This is a genomic window from Leptothoe sp. LEGE 181152 (genome assembly GCF_032906605.1).
In the GTDB taxonomy this organism is placed as follows: Bacteria; Cyanobacteriota; Cyanobacteriia; order Phormidesmidales; family Phormidesmidaceae; genus Leptothoe; species Leptothoe turfae.
The window spans coordinates 217,735-237,911 of record NZ_JASATU010000017.1 but is presented as its reverse complement, the minus strand read 5'-3'; the positions used below and the strand labels follow the sequence as shown (position 1 = coordinate 237,911).

Below are 20,177 nucleotides of genomic sequence, written 5' to 3'. Positions count from 1 at the left end.
AGCGGGTGGAGAGCGTTAAAGCTTAGGGCTTTAATTTTGGCTCTGGGACAGGCTATTGCTGAAGTCTTCCACATCGATAGCGCCCAGATCCTTGAGACTGACACGCTGTACTGGATCAATGCCAGTGATGCCTTTTATCTGCATCTTTTCATAAGGACGGGGTGGCTTAATTTGTCGGCGAGTTTTATCGATAATATCGATGATGTGGATAGAACCACTGCGATCGCAACTCACTAAATGTCGACTATCCGACATAAACACCAAAGATTGAATCCCCAATGGCTGGCCAATGGGCATTGGCATGTCTATTGGCTGGGCTTTCCAGTTTTGTGGATTAGGTGAGCGAGTGTCCCATACATAAATCCTGTGATCATCACTACCACTTGCCATCCAACAACTATCTGGGCTAAAGGCAACAGATTTCACCCCTGCTGTCCGATGTTCATCTTCAAAACAATGGAGATATTCTCCCATCTCCACATCCCAGATGATCACTTTTCCATCATCACTACCGCTCGCCAACAATAATCGAGGATTGGACTGAGATTTGGGAAACGGCTTAAATGAAACTGAACGAATGCGATGCTGGTGGCGCTCCTTAAACTTACGAATCACCTTATATTTGCGCACATCCCAGAGATAAATTGCCTTATCATCCCCACCACTGGCTAAATATTTCCCATCGGGGCTAAAGGCAACCGTTCGAATCCAATGTTGATGCCCCTCCAATAGTTGTAATTTCATCCCCGTAGGTAGCTGCCAGAGATAAATTTGGCGATCATCTCCGCCGCTCGCCAGCATTGTGCCACTGGGGTTAAACGCCACCGTGCGCACCCAGTGTTGATGGCCTATAAGTACTTTGACACAGGAACCGCTTTCCAAATCCCAAATCCGCACCGTCCCATCATCACTGGCGCTGGCAACCCATTCTGCATGGGCCGTTACCCCCCAAATACGTCCGGTATGACCCGCTAAATCTCGAATCGGCGTATTGGGATCTTCTTGAAAAGATTGCCATAGCTTAATATGCCAGTCATTCCCACCACTAACAATTAAATCTAGATCAGACGTTTGACGAGCACAAGACAGCACAGCCACCGACCGACTTCCCCTGGCAAACCCTCGCAAAATTTTGAGCGGCTCCATGGGATGCGTCCAGCTATTGGGTGTCGCAGACACTTTCGATAAAACAACTGAACGATCATCTCCGCCACTGGCTAAAAGTGTGTCGCTATGGTGCTGGTAGAAGGCAACAGACCAGACACGACTGTCGTGTATTTGAGATTTACTAATTTGAGTTCCCAGGTAAAAATCCCACAGAATAACGTTGCCGTCGTCGCTACCACTACCTACATAGCATCCATCTGGGCTAACAGCAACCGAACGAACTCGATCGGTATGTCCCCTTAAAACCCTGATACAGGTTTGGGACTCCAGATCCCAAATGCGTACGGTTTGATCATCACCACTGCTAACCAAATACTGGCTACAGGGAGAAAACACCACAGACCGAGCCCAACCTTCATGCCCAGTTTCTGTCGACGACATGAAAACTCGTTGCCTTTTCTCCCAATCCCAAACTCGAATATAGGTATCATCACCACAGCTGGCAATTTGATTGCCAGCCTGATTAAAGGTAATATATCGAAGAGTTTCACTACTCGTTGGCGTAGAAGACTCTTCTCCACGCTCCTGAAGACGTTTCAACTCCTTTCCAGTCCTCACACTGTATAGATAAATCGTAGATCGGCTAGAGCAGGCGACGAGCTCCCTTTCAGGATGAAACGTGACTGAGCGTACCCAGTCTGGAAAGTCAACTTTCTCCCACACTAGCGAAATATTATTGAGGCTGGGTTGATTTTCAGGGCTAGGATGAAAACGCCAAAGTCTTAATTTACTGTCATCTCCCCCGGTAGCGATTAAGGTGTTGTCTCGATTAAACGCGAGTGACCGTACCCAACCTAAATGACCTTGCCAATAGGTACGTTTTTGATAGGTCAGCGCATTCCAAATGTGAATATGCCCATTCGTATCTCCAGCAGCGAGATACGGTGCATCCAGAGAATTAAAGCTAGTAGATTGATGGGTAAAGCCAACTGATACCACATCGCTTAGCATCTCAGTGAAAACAGATTTATCTAAGTTGCAGTGGTTAAACTTAGTGCCAGTTAGTTTAACCCCTTCCAAATCTGCCTGCCAGATCGCCAAATGTGAAAAATCTTGATTGCTCAGATCTTTAGCGGCTTTCAACTCTTTCGACAGCTGTGTCATCAAGTTGACCAAATTTCCACCTAAATAACCAATTTTATAAGCATCATTATGACGGTGGCGCTCCAAGAAGATCTCTAGTTTTTCTTGAGTTTCCCTTGCACTGCCATAGAGTTGTTTTAGGGCATCCAAAACCGGCTTTAATAGCTTTTCTGTTTGCTGTCGTCGCACATAGTGAACAGCATCAGCCTTTAGGAGGGAATGATTGTTAAGTAATAAATTGTCAGGCAACTTCTGTATAGTTGACGAGTTGAGTTCCTCAACGATGCGCTTGACCAAATGCTGAGTCACATATTCCATCACCGTTGGCTGCAAAGTAAAGGTTGCCCCTGCTGATCTCACTTCGATTAATGAGCGATGTTCCAGGGAGCGCAACGTATAAACAAGATCTTGCTTATTCAGCAAAGAGACAATATCAGTTTGCAGACTGATAAATGTCATGGGTAGGCGATTAATGGCCAACCAGTACATGGTCTCTTTTTCGAGAGGTGATAGCCGATTAAACTGATCCTTTAACACATCCCGCAGATCGTCAAAGACCAGCTGTTGCTGGTCTAAAAAGCGTCGGATACGCCCTGCAAACAAGTCTTTAATGGTACCCGTCGCTAACTTGAGAGCCAAAGGATTTCCAGAATAGCTATGGATGAGCTTCGCTTTTTCGACATCGGTGCCCTGCAATGGTTCAATATCTTCTAACAGTTGCTCAGCTGCCTGATAATCTAGCCCTGCTAAAGCCAAGATACGCACATTTGAGTGTTCTCCTTCCAGAGTCACTAGCTCTCTAGGCTTCTCACGACTAGTGATTACAACACAGCTACGTAGTTGTCTTTCTAATTTTGAAATGCCAACCTCTTGTAACAGCTGACGATAATACTTATAGTCTTTGTACTTATGATCGTGAGGATCTAAAGCCCCTGCTTGAAAATGTCGAGACGCTTTCTTTGCATTCTTCGTAGGATTAGTCTCAGAAACAAAAACCTGGTCAAACTGATCTAATACAAGTAAGCATCGCTTTTGTTTAAATATTTTGAACAAATCCTTAATGGAGGCATTGGCAGGTATTTCAGGTAATGACTCAAGCAGAGCTTGAAATGAATCAAATTGTCGTAGTGAGCGCCAGACAACCCAATCAAACTCGGTCTTTATTTGGTCGATTAACTCTAAGACAAGGGCTGTTTTGCCAATGCCACCTATACCGGTAACCGCTATTAGATCACAGCGATCGCTACGAATCCATTGGCTTAGATGCTGTAATTCCCTTTTTCGGCCAGTAAATGAGATTACTTTGGGAGCATTCCCTAAATCAATGCAGTTCTGGTTCTGGTTCTGATTCTGGGCACGTTCAGATTGAGTGTTGAGCAGTTTGACTTTGAGAATAGCAAGTTTGCCTGGCCCTTTCCGCGCAATCTCAAATTTACGATATACCTCACCAAGACGCTTACGCACTGCAGCATCACTAATTTTTAACTGTTTGGCGATGTCAGCTGTCGATAAACCATCCACCGCTAGAATCAAAGCCTGCCTTTCAGCCTCAGTGACTCCGTGAGCCTTAGCTTCTGAGGTCAGAAAGTCTTCAGAAATATCGGGCTCCACCATAAACGCCACATCCTCAGATTAAAACCATGCAATAACGATGATCGAGGGGAACCCACCAAGATCCTTAGCCATAGTTAAACACTAACTGTATTTGATAGGTTACCTCACTTATGTGAGGAGCTAAACCCTGGCTTATTATTTTTAAACAGAAAAAATCTCACTTCATGGTACTTATTACTCTACTCTAGCCTTTGAAGTGAGATAGGTTAAGGATAGTCATGATGGGCAGACATTATTATGACCTGAATCTTAGATGGCAACACTTGAGGCTGGTTATTGACAGCATCTAACTTTATCGCTACTTTTATCTATGTGAGGTTAAACGCTACGCGGAAGTGATATTTTCTCCATAAATTTCTCACATAAGGGGGCATCTATGTTTAATCACTCACACTTTAGGCGAATGGACCTCTATCAGGTGTTAACGTCCGTTGATCAGAGCATCCGACAAACGGTCTTAGATACTGGCTTTGGTAACGTGGAGTTAGAGTTTAGCCCTGCAGATCGTCAGACCGTTAGAATCATTGTTAAGAATACAGTTTACGATCTCTACGCAGTTAGTCTAGATGAGGTACAACAGTTATTAAGGAGCGGACCACACTTCCCAGAGCACTATATTAGTCAAAGGCTTTGGGACATGCTGGGAATAATCCTGCACACCATTTTGGGTGAACAAGGTACACAGTATGGCCACATTAGTCTGGAGATGGAGCGGAAAAACCATCAGCAACGTTTTCTCATTCATGGTGCGCCATCGTATCAACTGTATTTAGCGCAAGAAGCGATGAATCTTTAATTCCATGGGTATGCCGGGGAGCGGCAGCCCATAGGTTCAAAAACAATTAAAAACGGCTCGGTTTATGGAGAGATTACCAAGGCCGAGGAGGGTGCTGAAGAGCGCTTTCCTTGGCCTTGGTTTTTGGTAATAACCTCGGGGGACATCTCATGTTTGCTAAGTTTCAAACGCATACAGTGCTGGCTCGACTACTACAGAAACGTCCTGGTAATAGGCTTCCCAGGCGATTTAGGCAACGTCGACGCTACAGCTTGATCGTGCGCATAGCATTTCAGTTATTTCGCTGGTTGTTTTTATTTGGTATGGGGGTTTCTCTCTTAACACTGTTTGTAGGTTGGGTCGTTTCTCAAAATTTGGCAGAAACTATCTACTTTCAGGTACAACCTCTCTTCAAACTGTTTGCAGCTACGACGTTTTTAGTCTTTGCCTGTGCCTGCCTTAAGGAGTCTATTTAAGGATTTACCACCTGTCAAAGTTGTTCACATTGTTGCTCACATTGTAAAGCCATGGCCATCTTCCCGATTGTGACATTTTTCTTGTTGTTTATCGCGCTCACCAAGCAGTTATTGGGTAAGGCTAGTGATATGCCAGATCGCGCATTGAATGAAGTGAATTTATCCATAGGAGATAAAACACCTATTGTTTTGGAAATTGATTCATTACATTCTTTGGTGAGGTTGATCGCTCAGCTTGATTCTGAGAAGCAATAGACTGCACGTTATGGTTACAAATGATCAGCGATCGCAACAGCTGTTGCGATCGCTGATCATACATGACTCCCCAAAAGAGTGCCTTGAGCTACTTTAAAAAAGCTCGTTCACAAGGTTCAGTATATTAGGTATGGCGGGATGAGATATATCTGAACGCCAGACAACGGCTGATTCAAGTATAGGAGACCGTTCTATCAAAGGTCTAGCCACCACACCCTGTTGTTGAATCTGTTGAATAGACGCATGAATGAGCGACACTCCCAAGCCTGCTGCCACTAGCCCAAGAATTGTTTGTTGTGGAAACGCTTCCTGGATCACCCTTGGGCTAAAATTGGCCTGCTGGCAAAAGCTAATAATGGAATCGTACAAAACAGGGCCTACCTGACGAGGGAACAAAATAAATGACTCGTCCGCTAAACATGTTATTGATATTGGCACAGGAGATTTTTTCGCTAAGGGATGAATATCTGGTAATAGTGCCATCATAGGCTCTCTATAAATCACCTCCTGACTTAGCAAAGGCTCATTAATCGGAGGATGTAGAAAGCCTACGTGAATCTCTTCAGCTAATAGTGCCTTCACCTGTTCATTGGTTTGCAACCGTTTTAGGTCCAGGTGAATTGCTGGAAATCTCTGCTTGAACTCACGCACAACTTTTGGCAAAACACTATTGAGAATGGGGCCAGTAAAACCAATATTGAATTGTCCGGCCACACCTTGACCAACCCGCTGAGCCATCATCACTGCATGGTCTGCCTGAGCCAGTGTTTTTCGTGTTTCTTGCAAAAACACCTTGCCCGCCTCCGTTAACCACATCGTACGCTTGGTGCGATGAAAAAGCTTCACCCCTAATTCTTCTTCCAGGTTACGAATCTGTCGGCTCAGGGGCTGCTGAGCCATATGGAGACGATGGGCTGCACGGCCAAAATGCAGCTCCTCGGCAACCATCAAAAAGTAGCGCAGGTGGCGTAACTCCATTTGAACCTTTTAGGTGCTAATTATGAACAAAAGAGGTGTTGGACGTTCATATGGGCTTTTTCTATGGTGGCAGATAGAGCGTTACGGGGTATTCGACGAATATGGCACTTCATCAACACCTAAGCCAAGGGGCATGGATTCTAGGATGGCTAACCATAGCAGTCACTGACGTTAAAGCCGAGGGCGCGATCGCACCCACCGTTTCCCCTGCTGTTACAGAAATAGTCTCTGCCATTGCAGTATCGCGCACTGACTTTCGCGTTGAGAGCGATCCGGGCATTAAAATTTCTGTGCGAGAGGTCAAAACCCAGTCAGAATCCACTGGAGTGCCCATTCTCTTGATTCATGGTGGTGGTCCGGGAGGTCTGGCATCCTTTGATTTAGACGTACCAGACTACTCGCTGGCTGCGGACTTTGCCCAGGCCGGGCACCCTGTTTATGTCATGAATGTACGCGGCTGGGAAGATTCGACTCGGCCCGATGGTCTAGATGAACCGGCAGATCGCAATCCCCCGCTAGTTAACTCTGAGGAAGCAGTCCGTGATATTGGTGCCGTAGTGGACTGGATCCGCGATCGCACCACGCAACCCCAAGTTGCCCTGGTTGGTTGGGCCACTGGTGGCCATTGGGCCGGTATGTACACCAGTCGGCATAATGATGTCGTCAGCCATCTCATTATGCTAAACAGCCTCTACAGCGTGAATGCCCCCTGGGTACTGACTGAGCGCTTTGAAGATCCTAATAATCCCGGCAGGTTTAACCCTGATGGGGGTGCCTATCGCTTGGTTGATTACGACGGCTTTCTACGGGGATGGGACAACTCAATTCCGATCGATAACAAAACTCAATGGCGAGACCCAGCCGTCGCTGATGCCTATGCTCGCACAGCCGTTGAACTCGACCCCACCAGCGCAACTCGCACACCGCCAAGTGCTCGTATTCCTACCGCCTATCGAGAAGAAAGTTTTAACCTGGCTCAGGGGTATCGATACTGGAACACAGAAGATATTTATACCCCCACCCTTGGCATTCGGGGAGAGTTAGATTTTTGGTCCCGGCCAGAAGACTTATCAATATTGGAGACAGAACTTATCAATGCTCCAGTTGTGCAAATGGTAACAATTCCAGATGCAACCCATTACCTGTTCAACGATCGTCCAGAACGGGGACGTGAACGTTTTATTCAAGAGGTATTGATATTCTTGCTAGACTGACTCACATTTTTAGCGACCGTCCCATAATTTTTACTTATGTTCTTTCTTAACGTAGAATTCAGCTTATCGACAGAAGGTCGGTGTCTTTGGGTTTAAAGGCTCACTAGGAGATTTCAGGTCCAAGGTTTCCTATAAACTAGAGCCTTGTATCCTTTGCTACTTGCCCCTTTCATGACAGAGCAGATCAGCCTGTTTAGTAATCAGCTGCCCTCCGAAGTTGATGCCCTATCCCCAGAAACCTGGGAGCAAATTCCCACCCGTGCCAGTATCCCCATTCCCTCGGGCACCTACGAAAATCTAGAACAACTAGCTCAGCACTGCAATCAGTGTCAGCGCTGTGACCTGGCCGGTGGTCGGACCAACGTGGTCGTTAGTCGAGGTAACCCCAACGCCGCCATTATGATTATCGGAGAAGGGCCGGGGCAGCACGAGGACGAACAGGGATTGCCCTTTGTCGGTAAATCAGGTCAGCTGCTGGACAAAATTTTGGCCTCCGTCCGATTGGACATCAAAAACGACGTTTATATCTGCAATGTAGTCAAATGTCGTCCCCCTGGTAACCGCGCCCCCACCGCAGGTGAAGTCGCCGCCTGTATCCCCTACCTGAAAGAACAGGTACGTCTGGTAGATCCAAAAATCATTCTGCTCACCGGCGGCACCGCCCTCAAAGGCCTAGTCGGCGTCAAACAAGGCATCACTAAAGTGCGCGGCAACTGGATGGAATGGGAAGGTCGAAACTGCATGGCCATTTTCCACCCAGCCTACTTATTACGAAACCCCTCCCGCGAAAAAGGCAAACCTAAATGGCTCATGTGGCAGGACATTCAGGAAATTAAAAAAAAGCTCGATGAAGTAAACAGCCAACAAGCATAGTAGTTGCTGGTTGAGATGCACAAGGCCATCCCCTACATAGGTTGTATCGCCCTTGCCTGACAATCCTGCAACCAACGCTGCACCGCCTGCCCCACACTTCCCTGACTACTATCACGGGGCGGCAACAGGTTTTCATCCTCAGCCTCGATCGCAGAAAACATAAACACCATTTGCCATCCCGCTTCATCAGGCGCTAAAAACAACCAATGAAAATGACTGATGGAAATAGCCTCAGACTCCGAATACTGACGTTCAAGCGTCGTAAAAAACAGCTGCTGCAAATCCTGGCCGTCATCAGGCAGGGTGGTATAAACCCGATCTTTAATCTCCAAAGGAACCCGATCTGGCTGACTAGCCGTAATCACATAAGCTGGCCGATAGGCAGAACGAATATCCGCCACACTGCTTTGCAAAATCCGGTTGGTATAGCTAGGAATATCTCGAATTAACAGAGTCGAGAGAGCTGCAAAATCTTGAGGACAGCTAGCCTGGGGACGAATATAAGGGGTATCGCTTTCAGGCTCCCCTTTAAAGGTAGGTTGTTCGATGGAGGACTTTGATACCTTGGCCAGGCCGGGCGAACTACCCAGGGCAAAACTCAACACAATGCAGACGCTTCCCAAAAACTTTTGGGAATACAGGTTGGGCATAAAAGAAGCCATTCGTGCGATCGCTAACACACCACTTACGATTAATCCTAAATTCTGATCGGTAGCATGCAATAGTTCAGGGCGAGCACAAGGCATCACCCCTACGAGATTATCCATTTATCGTAATTTCATCGCAAATCTGTTGAAATGCCGTGGCAGGATTTTCAGCCTGAGCAATCGGACGACCAATGACCAGATAGCTAGCTCCAGCAGCAATGGCCTGACTGGGCGTCATGGCCCGCTGCTGGTCATCTTTAGCAGAACCGGCAGGTCTCACACCAGGGCACACCAACAAAAACTCATCACCGCACACACGGCGCAAAGCTTCTGCCTCTTGGGGAGAACAAACAATACCCCTTAGACCACTATCCTGGGCCAGCAAAGCCATCTGCAATGCATAGTCCTGTAGCTCCAGAGAAACCTTGAGCTCAAACGCCAGAGCCCGGGGATTAATGCTGGTAAGCAAGGTAACCGCAATTAAGTTAGGGGGGGCACAGCCTGTGGCGGCAGCCCCTTCCATAGCAGCCGCCTGGGCCGCCTGTAGGGCGACTTTACCCGCCGGAGCATGGACCGTGATCAGATCCACACCATAACCAGCAGCAGCTCGACAGGCTCCCGCCATAGTGTTAGGGATATCGTGGAACTTGAGGTCAAGAAAGATGCGCTTTTGACGCTGTTTTAGCTGTTCTAAAATGGCAGGCCCAGCGCTGACAAATAACTCTAGACCCACTTTCCAAAAGGTAACGTTGGGAATTGTATCGACGAGTGCGATCGCATCCTCCATCGTTGGCACATCTAACGGCACAATAATCCGCTCCGCCGCTGATTGCGTGGTCAATTTTTGGGCCATTATGCCACCAGCCTCACAAACTTCTTCTTACCCACCTGTAGCACTTTGCCCACCAGCTCATCGGGGCCAGCAAATTCCACATTGGGGTCGCTGACCTTCTCCCCATCCAACTTCACCGCACCGCCCTTAATCTGACGGCGAGCATCGCTGCTGCTGCTGCATAGAGGCGTTGCCCCTAGCAAATAAAAGACCTTGGCCGGGAAATTCACCGCTGTTAGAGAGAATTCCGGCACCGCCTCTGCCTGACCCGAGCCCCCCTGCACCAGGTTAATGGCATCCTTTTGCGCCTGCTGCGCAGCCGCTTCACCATGGAACTGACCGGTAACATCTAAAGCCAGCTGCTTTTGAGCCTGCCGTGGATTCTCCGGCAGACTATCCAGGGACCGCTTTGTCAGTAACTCAAAATAGTCAGAAATCAGGGCATCAGGCACCTTCTCTAACTTGGAATACATGGATAGCGGATCTTCTTGCAGCCCCACATAGTTGCCCAAGGATTTAGACATTTTCTGACTGCCATCGGTGCCCAGCAACAGCGGCAGCATCATGCCAAACTGTGGCGTCAGACCAAAATGACGCTGTAAATCTCGTCCCACCGCCACATTAAATTTCTGGTCAGTGCCCCCCAGTTCTACATCGGCCTTAAGCGCCACCGAGTCAAACCCTTGCATCAGGGGATATAAAAACTCGTGGAGATACACCGGATTGCCCTGCTCGTAACGCTTGGCAAAGCCTTCCTTGGCCAGCATCTGACCCACAGTCATGGTACCCAGCAGCTCCAGAATTTTGCCCAGGTCCAACTTCGCTAGCCACTCCGAGTTATAGCGAATTTCTAAACGGCCAGGGGTATCAAAATCGAGAATGGGGCGTACCTGCTCAATATAGGTTTCTGCATTAGCTTTAACCTCAGCCTCCGTCAGCTGTTTGCGCACCTCTGACTTACCAGTGGGGTCCCCAATGCGAGCCGTAAAGTCGCCAATCAACAGGACCGCCGTGTGGCCTGCATCCTGAAACGCCCGCAGCTTTCTCACCGGAATGCTGTGACCCAGATGAATTTCAGAACCCGTGGGATCAATCCCTAATTTGATCCGGAGTGGCCGGTCAGTTTGCTGTAATCTTGCCAACAAACTTTCATTAGGATCGTCTGAGTCGGGCTGATGGGGAAATACTTCACTGACGCCGCGATAGATCCCTGCAAACTCCTCAGGGATGGCCGACATTACAAAATTAGAAGCCTCGGTCATAGTGTGTTGGTGTAAAAATGCGCAGTGAACCGCCAAAAATAAATACTGATAACTCCGTAAGACTGCCTAAGTTTTCAAACTTGCCTAGACATCTGCCCGGAATCCACTATAGTAGCGGGTAAATTATCTCCCTTTTCTGATGGATGCATAAGGCCCTTGTGCCTGCATCATGTGGTTAGGGAGATTTAACGGCACACATTGAGTCCTCAACGACCTATCCACCCAATTTTTTCAGATTATAGGTACGTCATTCGTCCGATGCGCTTGCCGCAAATCATTTTACTGGTCTATGGATCAGCTGGAACATTCCTCGGTACTGAATCGGTCCTAGGGGCTTGTTGTTCCTAAAGACGTTTTGAGTACGATCTGGGAAGTCTGACTCTAATTTCGACATCAACCGCATCCACATCTGAAACAACGGTTTTTCTATTTGGGAAGTATACGTGTTTAATTTGGATGTGATTTAAATTCTGTTTATGGCAGCAGCTTTATAATTACGGGTGCTGATTTAGAGGAGGAGTCGATCTGTTAGAAATGCTATAAGTCGGCATTTTTCAGACGAAATCATCGCTCAGATCAGCCGCGCCTCACTAATCTGGCCTGCCGTGTATTTCCGTAAGGATGTAGCGTATCCGTGGCATTTAATACCATTCGTCAAACCCGAGTTCCTTTGCAGTTTACTGGTGAACCTAAGCTGATGAAGCACATTCAAGATGTGCTTCAGATTAGCGGGGCGACACTATTGACGGCAACCATGCTATGTAGTGCGATCTCAGCTGGTGGCTTAGTGGGTTTAGCCATTAGCTTTCGAAATTTGCCCGATGTGCGATCGCTACGCAACTACATCCCCACCGAAACCAGCTACATCTACGACGTAGACGGCACCCTGCTCGATAGCTTGCACGACGAAGCTAACCGGGAAGTGGTAGACCTCAACGAAATTTCCCCCCACCTCAAGCGCGCGGTTTTGGCCATTGAGGATAGTGACTTTTACGAGCACAGCGGCATCAACCCTGTGGGCATTGGCCGAGCATTTCTAGCCAACTTCCAGGCAGGCAATACAGTGCAGGGTGGTTCAACCATCACCATGCAGCTGATTAAGAATTTATTTTTGAGCCCCCAGCAAGCCATTAGCCGTAAGGTGGCTGAGGTGGTTTTATCGCTGCGCCTTGAGCAAATTTTCGAGAAAGATGAAATCCTCGAAATGTATCTCAATCAGGTGTATTGGGGTCACAATACCTATGGTGTTGAAACCGCTGCCCAGAGTTACTTCAATAAGTCATCCAAGGACTTAACCCTGGCTGAGGCTTCGATGATGGCGGGATTGATTAAAGCGCCTGAAAGCCTGAGTCCATTTGTAGACTACCAGGCCGCAAAGCGAGAGCAGTCTATCGTCCTAGAGCGGATGCAAACGCTGCGGTGGATTACCCCAGCCGAAGCCGAGGCTGCGAAAAAACAACCCCTGCGCTTGGGTAAAGTCACGTCCTTTGTTTCCAGTAAGGCTCCCTACGTCACTGAAGCGGTTGTCCAGGAGCTACAGGAACAATTTGGTCAAGAAGCCGTACTCAAAGGTGGCATGCGAGTGCAGACCACCATTGATATTAAGCTACAGTCCTTAGCTAAACAAACCGTAAAATCGGCCCATGCTAACCGCTTTGGCAACGGTGCCATCGCCGATCAAATGGCTCTGGTTGCCATCGACCCGCGCACCCATTTTGTAAAGGCCATCGTCGGTGGTGTGGACCATGAAAGCAGCCAGTTTAATCGGGCCGTTCAGTCGCGTCGTCAGCCAGGATCAGCCTTCAAACCCTTTGTTTACTATGCGGCCTTTGCCTCAGGTCGGTACACCCCTGATAGCATCGTGGGGGACACACCGGTCACGTATCCCGATGGGTCTGGCTACTATTCACCTAAAAACTATGGTGGTTCCTTTATGGGAAGTATGCCGATTCGGCGTGCATTAGAGCTGTCCCGTAATATTCCCGCCGTAAAACTGGGACAGGCTGTGGGCATCTCGCGGGTGATTGACGTAACCCGTACCCTGGGCATTGAGAGCCCCATGGATCCGGTGATTTCTTTGCCCCTGGGGTCAGCAGGTTTAACCCCCATGGAAATGGCTGGAGCCTATGCCACCTTTGCCAATAATGGTTGGCACTCTGACCCAACCCTGATTGCCCAGGTAACCGACAGTGATGGCAATGTGCTACTTGACAACACGCCTAAACCCCAGCTGGTGCTGGATCCTTGGGCAACAGCGGCCCTCACGGATGTGTTGCGCGGCGTCCTTGAGCGAGGCACGGCCACCAATGCTCGCATTGGTCGACCTGCGGCGGGTAAAACGGGCACCACTGACTCCCAAAAAGATGTCTGGTTTGTGGGCTATGTGCCTCAGCTAGCAGTGGCGATATGGGTTGGTAACGATAACAATAGCCCCATGGGCCGAGGGGCAACGGGCGGCAGCTATGCAGCTCCCATCTGGCGAGATTATATGGTCCAAGCGTTGCGCAATGAGCCGGTTCAGAACTTCCGTCGTCCGTCAGAGTTCATTCGTCCGTAGGGTGGGCAAAAACGAGAGCATAGGCTGACATATGTTTGATGGGGATAACGTTACCGAGGCAGGTGAGTCGCTGCATGGCTTGCTCAAGCAATATGAACAGGCCATTGCTGCTTTAGAGCCGTCTGGCTATGCCCCCCAGGTGATTTTGGAAACGTTGTTGGTGCGCGATCGCATCCAAAGCTTATTAAAAGATGGCACCCTCAATGCTCCAGGTTTGGTACATCTAGATCAGTTGGATGCCCAGCTACAAACCCACGAAAATTCCTTTAGTAAAGCGTCAGACCTGGGACGATGGCGAGAGCTCTCTCAGCCGCAGTCAGATGCATGGTGGTGGTATCCAACCACGAAGGATGCTAAACAGCAAAATCGTTACGATTGGCTTTGGAATGGTCTGTCGATTGTTTTTTTAACCGTATCAGCCAGTTTGATTTTGAATACGGCATCGCGGTTTTGGAGTGGCGGCATTGCATCAGCGGGGACGCTAGCAGTGGCAGCCCAAAGTGTGTTGACACTGATTGTAGGAAAAGGGGCGCTGACAGACTCCGGACGCAAGGCTTGGGAGCAAATTTTGAAGCGGCGTGGTGTGCCTGAGTACCACTGGCAGGAATGGAGCTGTGGGGCAGCGGGCGGTGTGTTTTTGGCAGTGGCAGGCATCCATGGATCAATGCCATTGTTTGCCACCTGGTACAACGGCTGGGGTCTGAAGGATTATGAAAATGATCGGTTGGCCAGTGCCTTGCAAAACTATCAGGTGGCCCTTAACCTGAATCCTGACTATGGAGAGGCATACTACAACCTGGGGGTGTTGTATGAAGATTTACAACAGCAAGGGGATGCAATTGAGGCGTATCAGTTTGTAGTAGAGAAAGGTCCTGAGGTTGTTGAGTTGCAAACCTGGTTAGAGGCGAATAACAATCTAGGTCGACTGTACATTTTGCAAGAAGATTATCGGGCGGCGGTTACACTACTGCTACAGGGATCTGATGAGGTACAAAGCAATGCGACAGCCATAGATTCAGATCTGGCAAAGGTCCACTACAATTTGCTAAAAAATTTAGGCTGGGCTCGATTAGAGCAAGAACGTTATGCAGAAGCTGAAACCTCTCTAGACGAGTCAATTCTAGTATTGGAAGAAAATCTGTCTAATGATGAGTCTGTCCGTAATCGAGGTTCGGCCTATTGTTTAATGGCTCAGGCGTTAGATGCTCAAGAACTGTCCGATGAAGCCGAAGGATTTTGGGAAACGTGCTTGATCGCAGCCAATGCCGGTAATCCGGATGAGGATACCTGGCTGGGGGTATATGAGCAGAGAATACAAGCTGAGGAAGCAGAAGACATTGGCGGATAAGAGATGCGTAAGGAAGTAATCGAACGACTTAAGCGTCTGGGCGATACGTGGTTCCCCTTGGCAAGGGGAACCGTCAGGGAGGGGGCTTCGATATTTGCATCTTCGATCGGGCCCCCTCCGCTACGTTTGCCATGTTACGAAACAATTCGCCAGCAGAATCTTCCTAATTACCGAAACCTTAGTATTCTCGCTTTTTCGCTTGTCCTACAAGGACTTCTCCCAACAGCGGCTCTAGCCTCTGCCCGCATTGTTAGCATTCAGCGAGGAACCGTTCAGGTACAGCGTCGAGGCAGTTCTAGCTATGAGCAAGGAAGAGTAGGAACACAGCTAAATTCAGGAGATGCATTAATTATTCCCAATCGCAAAACACGGGTGCGGGTGCAGTGCCCCAGTGGAGCCAGGCGACGGGCAACGGCAGGACGACGTTCGGGCATGCGGGTGATTTGTCCGGATTTGGCCCGGTCGACGGATCCGCGTAATGACAATGATTTGTTGCAGTTGCTGGCAGGGCAGTTTCCCTATAAGCCACAGGTTTTAGACACGGTGCCAGGGTTTTATTGGCCTGCCAAGGCAGGCGTGGATGAATATCAAGTGCAGCTATTACAACAGGAGTATGTGCAGCCGGAATCGGAGGATGCGTTTACCTTTGCGCAACCGGAGTTGGTGGAAACGGTGGTGTGGGAATCGACAGTGTTAGGCAACAATCTGGTGTATGACGGCCCTGAATATGAGCCGGGGGAGCGGTATCGGTTTCAGGTGATGGCTGGGACTGAGTTGCACTACAGTGTGGCGTTTCAGGCACTGGCAGTAGAGAAACAGGAAGAGGTTAGTGTTGCTGTTGCGGGTCTGACGGATGGCGATGTGTTGCTAATGGCCTATGTGCATCTGGAGCAGGGACTGTTTTGGGAGGTGATTGCCACGCTGCGACCGGTAGTGGAAGCGGGCGGCGCTTCGGCAGAGATGCATCGGTTATTAGCGGAGAGTTATTTGCGGGTAGGGCTACCTGGGTTGGCGGAGACGCACTATGGTGCGGCGGTGGCACTGGCGGATGAAAGTGGTGGGGTGAGGACGCGGGCTGAGGGCTGGGTTGGGTTGGCTAAGGTGGCGGCAATGCAGCAGGATGAGGCATTGGTGCGGCAGCGGTTGGTGGCGGCGCAGGTGTTGTATAGGGCGCTGGAAATGGATGAGGGATGGTTGGAGACTATTGAGGTTTGGTTGGCGGGGTTGGATGGGGGTTAGGGGCTTGTATATTTTTGTTATGAAATTGTTCCTCCCCCTGCAAAGAGGAGGTGCCTTAGTCAGAGGGGTCTGCGGTTGTTGGCGCTAGTTATTTAGACCTCTCCCTAATACAGTCACGTTTGCTCAAGCCAGTTAAATTCTTTAAGGAAGTCGACGATCTTGCTGGGGGCAAACCAAGATGGCAGGAATAGCAACTGGATTACTGGCTACGGTTTTAATTACGGGTGGTTTCTCTGCTCAGTCCGTAGGAGGGTGGGCCAAACCGGTGAATAGCTCCCAAACCACATCTATTGCCTTTGTTATCGACGATGCTATTGCCCAAGCCCAGACTCAGCAACGTCAGGGTCAATGGCTAGACGCGATCGCAACCTACAAAACTATTCTCTCAAATTCAGAGAGTACAGCCTTACAACAAGCCCAAGCCGCTTACCAAACAGGCCGCCTCCATCGCCAACTACGGCAATTTGTCAATGCAATTCCCTATTTAGAACAAGCCCAAACCCAGTATCAAGCGGCAGATAATCCCCTGGGAGAGGCTGACACTCTGACTGAACTGGCCTATGTCTATCTATTGTTTGAACGCGAGACGCTGGCCTCTGAAACGTTAGAGCAGGCAAAACGGCTATTCCAGACTCTGTCAGATGGCTCTAGCAGCTCTAAACAAAGCCTAAAGGCAGATATCAGCCGTACCGAGGCAATTATTCAATTTCGACTGGAACAGTATGCTGCTGCCAGGGATCTGGCCACAATAGCGATCGCAAACTATCAGCAACTGGTCGATAATCCTGATCCAGACAGCCCTGTCGAGGCTATTCTGCAAGACCAATTGCAGGTTGTTTTACAAACTCGAAACGTGGGTCTGGTGGATTTTGTTAACAATGACTTTGACTCTGCTATTACGATCCTGACCGAGGTGATTGAGGGTCTGGAAACCATTTATGCCGAGTATCAACGGTTAGGGAACACAACCGGCATCGCCACCACACAACATTATCTCTGTGAAACCTATAGCTTTGTGGGCGCGTCTCAACCTGCCTTAGGGTACTGTCAGGAGGCCCTGGCCACTTTTCAATCTTTGAACTATGGCCACTGGACAGGTCAGATGTTACAGAGTATTGGCTCAATTTACTATTTTGCTGAACCAAACGATGTCGGGTTGCAGACCGAGGCGGAGGCTCAGCAACAATCGCGTCGGTTTCAAGAACAGGCCATTGCCGCCATGGCAGCAGTTGGTGATGCCTGGAAGGTGGCAGAATATCAGCTGAGCCTGGGGGAAAATTATTTTTTTGTGGGTGACTATGATAGGGCCTTTGAGTTGGAGACCCAGGCCTTGGCCACCTATGAAGCCCTTTTGGAAACACCCTATGGAGAGATTTTAGGAGCCCCTTATCAAGCGGGGCAGGCGTTACTACTCAGGGGAGATGTCTTTTATCAGCGGGGAGACTATACCACTGCCTTAGAAGACTATCGCCGGGCTGAGGAAATTTATGCACCCCTGTCTCAAGTACCGTTAGCCACCCTAGAAGAAAAGCGTTCCCTGGGCTATGCCCATCTAGATTTGGGGCGCACCTATGAGAAACTGGCGCGCTATGGAGATGCGATCGCATCTCTAGAGAAAGCTCTGGCCATCGGTCGAGACTTTTATGAGCCCTTTACCGAGAGCATGGCCCTGGATGGTCTGGCTAATATTTCTCTGGAGCTAGGCGAGTCTGCTCAACAAGAGACCTTATCAGCTGAAGCGGAGGAGGTGCGATCTCAGCGGCGAGAGTATCGTATCGGGTTGTTTGAGGCACCAGAAGATGACTTGGCTAATCTGTCACCCGAGGAACAATTGGCCGCCGCCCAGGAGTTGGGCAGTCAGCAACAGGAGGGCTACGCCTATACGTCTATTGGGCTAGAAGCTTACCATAACAATGATTATGAGAATGCCCTTGTGGCCTTTCATCAGGCGATTGCTATCCATCAAGAGGTGGGGGATATCCCAGCGGTGGCCAGTTCGTGGGGTATGGTTGGTCTCAGCTATGAGGGTTTGGGCCAGCTAGAAGCAGCCACTCTGGCATTTCAGAACTCCCTGGCACTGCATCGTCAAACAGGCGACCGCTTTCAGGCACGGGTGACATTGCGGGATCTTGCCTATGTTTATTTCCAGCGAAATCAACCGGAAATTGCGATCGCATTTTACAAAGAAGCGGTGACTGTTAGCGAAGCCCTACGGGACGAATTGGAAACACTTCCCCTGGCCCGACAAGCATCCTATGTGCAAAGTGTGGAAGCCACCTATCGGTTTCTAGCAGACTTGTTATTGCAGCAGGGACGAATTCTAGAAGCACAGCAAGTCTTAGAACTGTTAAAGGTCCAAGAAATTCGTAACTATATTGATGACCAGCGGGCTGTTAATAGTGCTAGCGGTGTTACCCTACTGCCCCAGGAAGAATCGCTGTTAATCAGCCACGGCAGCCTGGTGGAATTTGGTAAAACGGTATCTCAATGTGAACAGAGCCGCTGTGACCAGCTCAGCAAGCTTCGCAATCAGCGCGATGATCTGGCGCGGGCCTATCAAGATAATGTGGATAAACTATCTAGCTTTATTCGTGAGCAGTTGGCGGCTGATCAGGCCTTATTAGACCCAGAAGATTTAGGCGGTCAGGCCAGGGAAATCCTTAAACAACAGCCTGGTACGGTGGTTATTTATCCGTTAGTGCTGGAGGATAAGCTGTGGTTGCTATGGGCTACGGAAGGCCGAGTGGTCAGTCGTCGGGAGATTGCAGTCAGTCGTTCTGAGGTGGCCAATGCGGTGGTGCAAATGCGTCAACTGTTGGATAACCCCAGGTCGGATATTGAGACCCTACAAGCGACAGGACAACAGCTGTATCAATGGTTAGTTCAACCCATTGAAGAAGAATTAGAGGCGGGGAGCATTACAAATCTGGTGTTTGCCCTGGACCGTAACCTGCGCTATGTGCCCATGGCGGTTCTCCATGATGGGGAGCAATATCTAGTTGAGAAATATGGCATCAGTCACATTTTGTCAGAGGAGCTGACGGACTGGCGCGATCGCTTTCCGGCAGACTCGGTTAGTGTTTTAGCGGCTGGGGTTTCAGCGGGCACAGCGGAGTTTAATCCATTGCCCTATGTGCCAGTGGAGTTAGATGGCATTGTGCGAGAGGACGGTGAGGATACGAACGGGATTTATGACGGCACCAGTTTGTTGGATGAGGCGTTTACGTTTGAGAGTTTGCGGGATGGGTTAACGGGACAAAATATTTTGCACATTGCCACCCATGGTGAGTTTGTGCCGGGCCGTTCGGATGAGTCTTATTTGCTGTTGGGGGATGGTGAACGTTTGCCGATTCCGGAGATTCGGATTTTGGGGGATTATCTGGAGGATGTGCATCTGGCGGTGCTATCGGCCTGTGAGACGGGTTTAGGTGGGGCTAAGGCAGATGGTTTGGAAATTCAGGGGATGAGTTATTTCTTTTTGGACCATGGGGTGGAGTCGGTGCTGGTGTCGCTGTGGCGGGTGAGTGATGTGAGTACGAGTTTGCTGATGCAGCAGTTTTATCGGAATTTGGCGACGGGTGAGTTGTCTAAAACTGAGGCGTTGCGGCAGGCGCAGTTGATGTGGATTGGGCCTGGGGAGGAATTGGCGGCGGATACGGCGCGGATTATTGGGCAGCGGGTGACGGAGGAGCAAGGTAGTACGTTATTGTCGCATCCGTATTATTGGGCTCCGTTTATTTTGATTGGTAATGGATTGTGAAATGTGATCTGGGTAAATAGCGTTAGATATTAGCGGGCAGCCACAAGGCCAGCCCCTACAGAAAAATCCGTAATTTTGATTGTGAAGATGTAAAAAG

Annotated in this window: 14 protein-coding genes; 9 read left to right on the top strand and 5 right to left on the bottom strand. The window is 49.2% G+C overall.

Features of this window, described 5'->3' with window-relative positions:
• Window positions 1–30: 30 nt before the first annotated feature.
• Window positions 31–3,864 carry a WD40 domain-containing protein gene (locus QGP82_RS09365; protein WP_499058579.1) on the bottom strand — a complete coding sequence of 1,278 codons (3,834 nt, stop codon included), beginning with the start codon at window positions 3,862–3,864 and terminating at the stop codon, window positions 31–33.
• 376 nt (window positions 3,865–4,240) lie between these two features.
• Between QGP82_RS09365 and QGP82_RS09360 the strand changes: the two genes are divergently transcribed.
• From QGP82_RS09360 to QGP82_RS09350, 3 genes are all read left to right on the top strand, one after another.
• Window positions 4,241–4,660, top strand: a complete 420-nt coding sequence (locus QGP82_RS09360; protein ID WP_499058577.1) for a hypothetical protein — start codon at window positions 4,241–4,243, stop codon at window positions 4,658–4,660.
• Between the two features lie 110 nt (window positions 4,661–4,770).
• On the top strand, window positions 4,771–5,115 hold the full coding sequence (locus QGP82_RS09355) for a hypothetical protein (RefSeq protein ID WP_499058575.1): 345 nt from the start codon (window positions 4,771–4,773) through the stop codon (window positions 5,113–5,115).
• Between the two features lie 51 nt (window positions 5,116–5,166).
• Entirely contained in the window at window positions 5,167–5,370 is a 204-nt protein-coding gene (locus QGP82_RS09350; RefSeq protein WP_163699383.1) for a hypothetical protein, read from the top strand.
• 93 nt (window positions 5,371–5,463) lie between these two features.
• On the opposite strand, the gene QGP82_RS09345 is transcribed toward QGP82_RS09350, so the two are convergent.
• A complete protein-coding gene (locus tag QGP82_RS09345; RefSeq protein WP_499058574.1) occupies window positions 5,464–6,348 on the bottom strand; it encodes a LysR substrate-binding domain-containing protein in 885 nt (294 codons plus the stop codon).
• Window positions 6,349–6,449: 101 nt separating this feature from the next.
• Here QGP82_RS09345 and QGP82_RS09340 point away from each other — a divergent pair, with 101 nt between their 5' ends.
• Together QGP82_RS09340 and QGP82_RS09335 are read left to right on the top strand one after the other, a co-directional pair.
• Window positions 6,450–7,562, top strand: a complete 1,113-nt coding sequence (locus QGP82_RS09340; protein WP_163664034.1) for an alpha/beta fold hydrolase — start codon at window positions 6,450–6,452, stop codon at window positions 7,560–7,562.
• 171 nt (window positions 7,563–7,733) lie between these two features.
• Complete coding sequence (locus QGP82_RS09335) at window positions 7,734–8,435, top strand: uracil-DNA glycosylase (protein ID WP_499058572.1); 702 nt, start codon at window positions 7,734–7,736, stop codon at window positions 8,433–8,435.
• Window positions 8,436–8,467: 32 nt separating this feature from the next.
• Here the strand turns inward: QGP82_RS09335 and QGP82_RS09330 are convergent, their stop codons facing one another.
• The 3 genes from QGP82_RS09330 to tyrS are packed head-to-tail and all read right to left on the bottom strand — an operon-like array spanning window position 8,468 to window position 11,152.
• On the bottom strand, window positions 8,468–9,202 hold the full coding sequence (locus tag QGP82_RS09330) for a hypothetical protein (protein ID WP_499058570.1): 735 nt from the start codon (window positions 9,200–9,202) through the stop codon (window positions 8,468–8,470).
• Window positions 9,195–9,935: an orotidine-5'-phosphate decarboxylase gene (pyrF, locus tag QGP82_RS09325; protein WP_163664040.1), complete on the bottom strand. Its 741-nt coding sequence runs from the start codon at window positions 9,933–9,935 to the stop codon at window positions 9,195–9,197. Before pyrF ends, QGP82_RS09330 begins: the two co-directional genes overlap by 8 nt.
• Window positions 9,935–11,152 (bottom strand): tyrosine--tRNA ligase, encoded by a 1,218-nt coding sequence (gene tyrS, locus QGP82_RS09320; RefSeq protein ID WP_431732102.1) that lies wholly within the window; start codon window positions 11,150–11,152, stop codon window positions 9,935–9,937. The genes pyrF and tyrS overlap by 1 nt, the downstream gene beginning before the upstream one ends.
• Before the next feature lie 658 nt (window positions 11,153–11,810).
• Here tyrS and QGP82_RS09315 point away from each other — a divergent pair.
• From QGP82_RS09315 to QGP82_RS09300, 4 genes are all read left to right on the top strand, one after another.
• Window positions 11,811–13,733 carry a transglycosylase domain-containing protein gene (locus QGP82_RS09315; RefSeq protein WP_499058568.1) on the top strand — a complete coding sequence of 641 codons (1,923 nt, stop codon included), beginning with the start codon at window positions 11,811–11,813 and terminating at the stop codon, window positions 13,731–13,733.
• A 31-nt stretch (window positions 13,734–13,764) separates the two neighbouring features.
• A complete protein-coding gene (locus QGP82_RS09310; RefSeq protein WP_499058567.1) occupies window positions 13,765–15,081 on the top strand; it encodes a tetratricopeptide repeat protein in 1,317 nt (438 codons plus the stop codon).
• 3 nt (window positions 15,082–15,084) lie between these two features.
• Entirely contained in the window at window positions 15,085–16,320 is a 1,236-nt protein-coding gene (locus tag QGP82_RS09305) for a tetratricopeptide repeat protein (protein ID WP_499058565.1), read from the top strand.
• 178 nt (window positions 16,321–16,498) lie between these two features.
• Complete coding sequence (locus QGP82_RS09300; RefSeq protein WP_499058563.1) at window positions 16,499–20,080, top strand: CHAT domain-containing protein; 3,582 nt, start codon at window positions 16,499–16,501, stop codon at window positions 20,078–20,080.
• The last annotated feature ends 97 nt before the right edge of the window (window positions 20,081–20,177 follow it).

What these genes read in the sequence shown, in the direction of transcription:
- QGP82_RS09365 (WP_499058579.1), bottom strand. Translation starts at nt 3,864, where the DNA reads ATGGTGGAGCCCGATATTTCTGAAGACTTTCTGACCTCAGAAGCTAAG.
- QGP82_RS09360 (WP_499058577.1), top strand. Translation starts at nt 4,241, where the DNA reads ATGTTTAATCACTCACACTTTAGGCGAATGGACCTCTATCAGGTGTTA.
- QGP82_RS09350 (WP_163699383.1), top strand. Translation starts at nt 5,167, where the DNA reads ATGGCCATCTTCCCGATTGTGACATTTTTCTTGTTGTTTATCGCGCTC.
- QGP82_RS09345 (WP_499058574.1), bottom strand. Translation starts at nt 6,348, where the DNA reads ATGGAGTTACGCCACCTGCGCTACTTTTTGATGGTTGCCGAGGAGCTG.
- QGP82_RS09340 (WP_163664034.1), top strand. Translation starts at nt 6,450, where the DNA reads ATGGCACTTCATCAACACCTAAGCCAAGGGGCATGGATTCTAGGATGG.
- QGP82_RS09335 (WP_499058572.1), top strand. Translation starts at nt 7,734, where the DNA reads ATGACAGAGCAGATCAGCCTGTTTAGTAATCAGCTGCCCTCCGAAGTT.
- QGP82_RS09330 (WP_499058570.1), bottom strand. Translation starts at nt 9,202, where the DNA reads ATGGATAATCTCGTAGGGGTGATGCCTTGTGCTCGCCCTGAACTATTG.
- pyrF (WP_163664040.1), bottom strand. Translation starts at nt 9,935, where the DNA reads ATGGCCCAAAAATTGACCACGCAATCAGCGGCGGAGCGGATTATTGTG.
- tyrS (WP_431732102.1), bottom strand. Translation starts at nt 11,152, where the DNA reads ATGTCGGCCATCCCTGAGGAGTTTGCAGGGATCTATCGCGGCGTCAGT.
- QGP82_RS09310 (WP_499058567.1), top strand. Translation starts at nt 13,765, where the DNA reads ATGTTTGATGGGGATAACGTTACCGAGGCAGGTGAGTCGCTGCATGGC.
- QGP82_RS09305 (WP_499058565.1), top strand. Translation starts at nt 15,085, where the DNA reads ATGCGTAAGGAAGTAATCGAACGACTTAAGCGTCTGGGCGATACGTGG.
- QGP82_RS09300 (WP_499058563.1), top strand. Translation starts at nt 16,499, where the DNA reads ATGGCAGGAATAGCAACTGGATTACTGGCTACGGTTTTAATTACGGGT.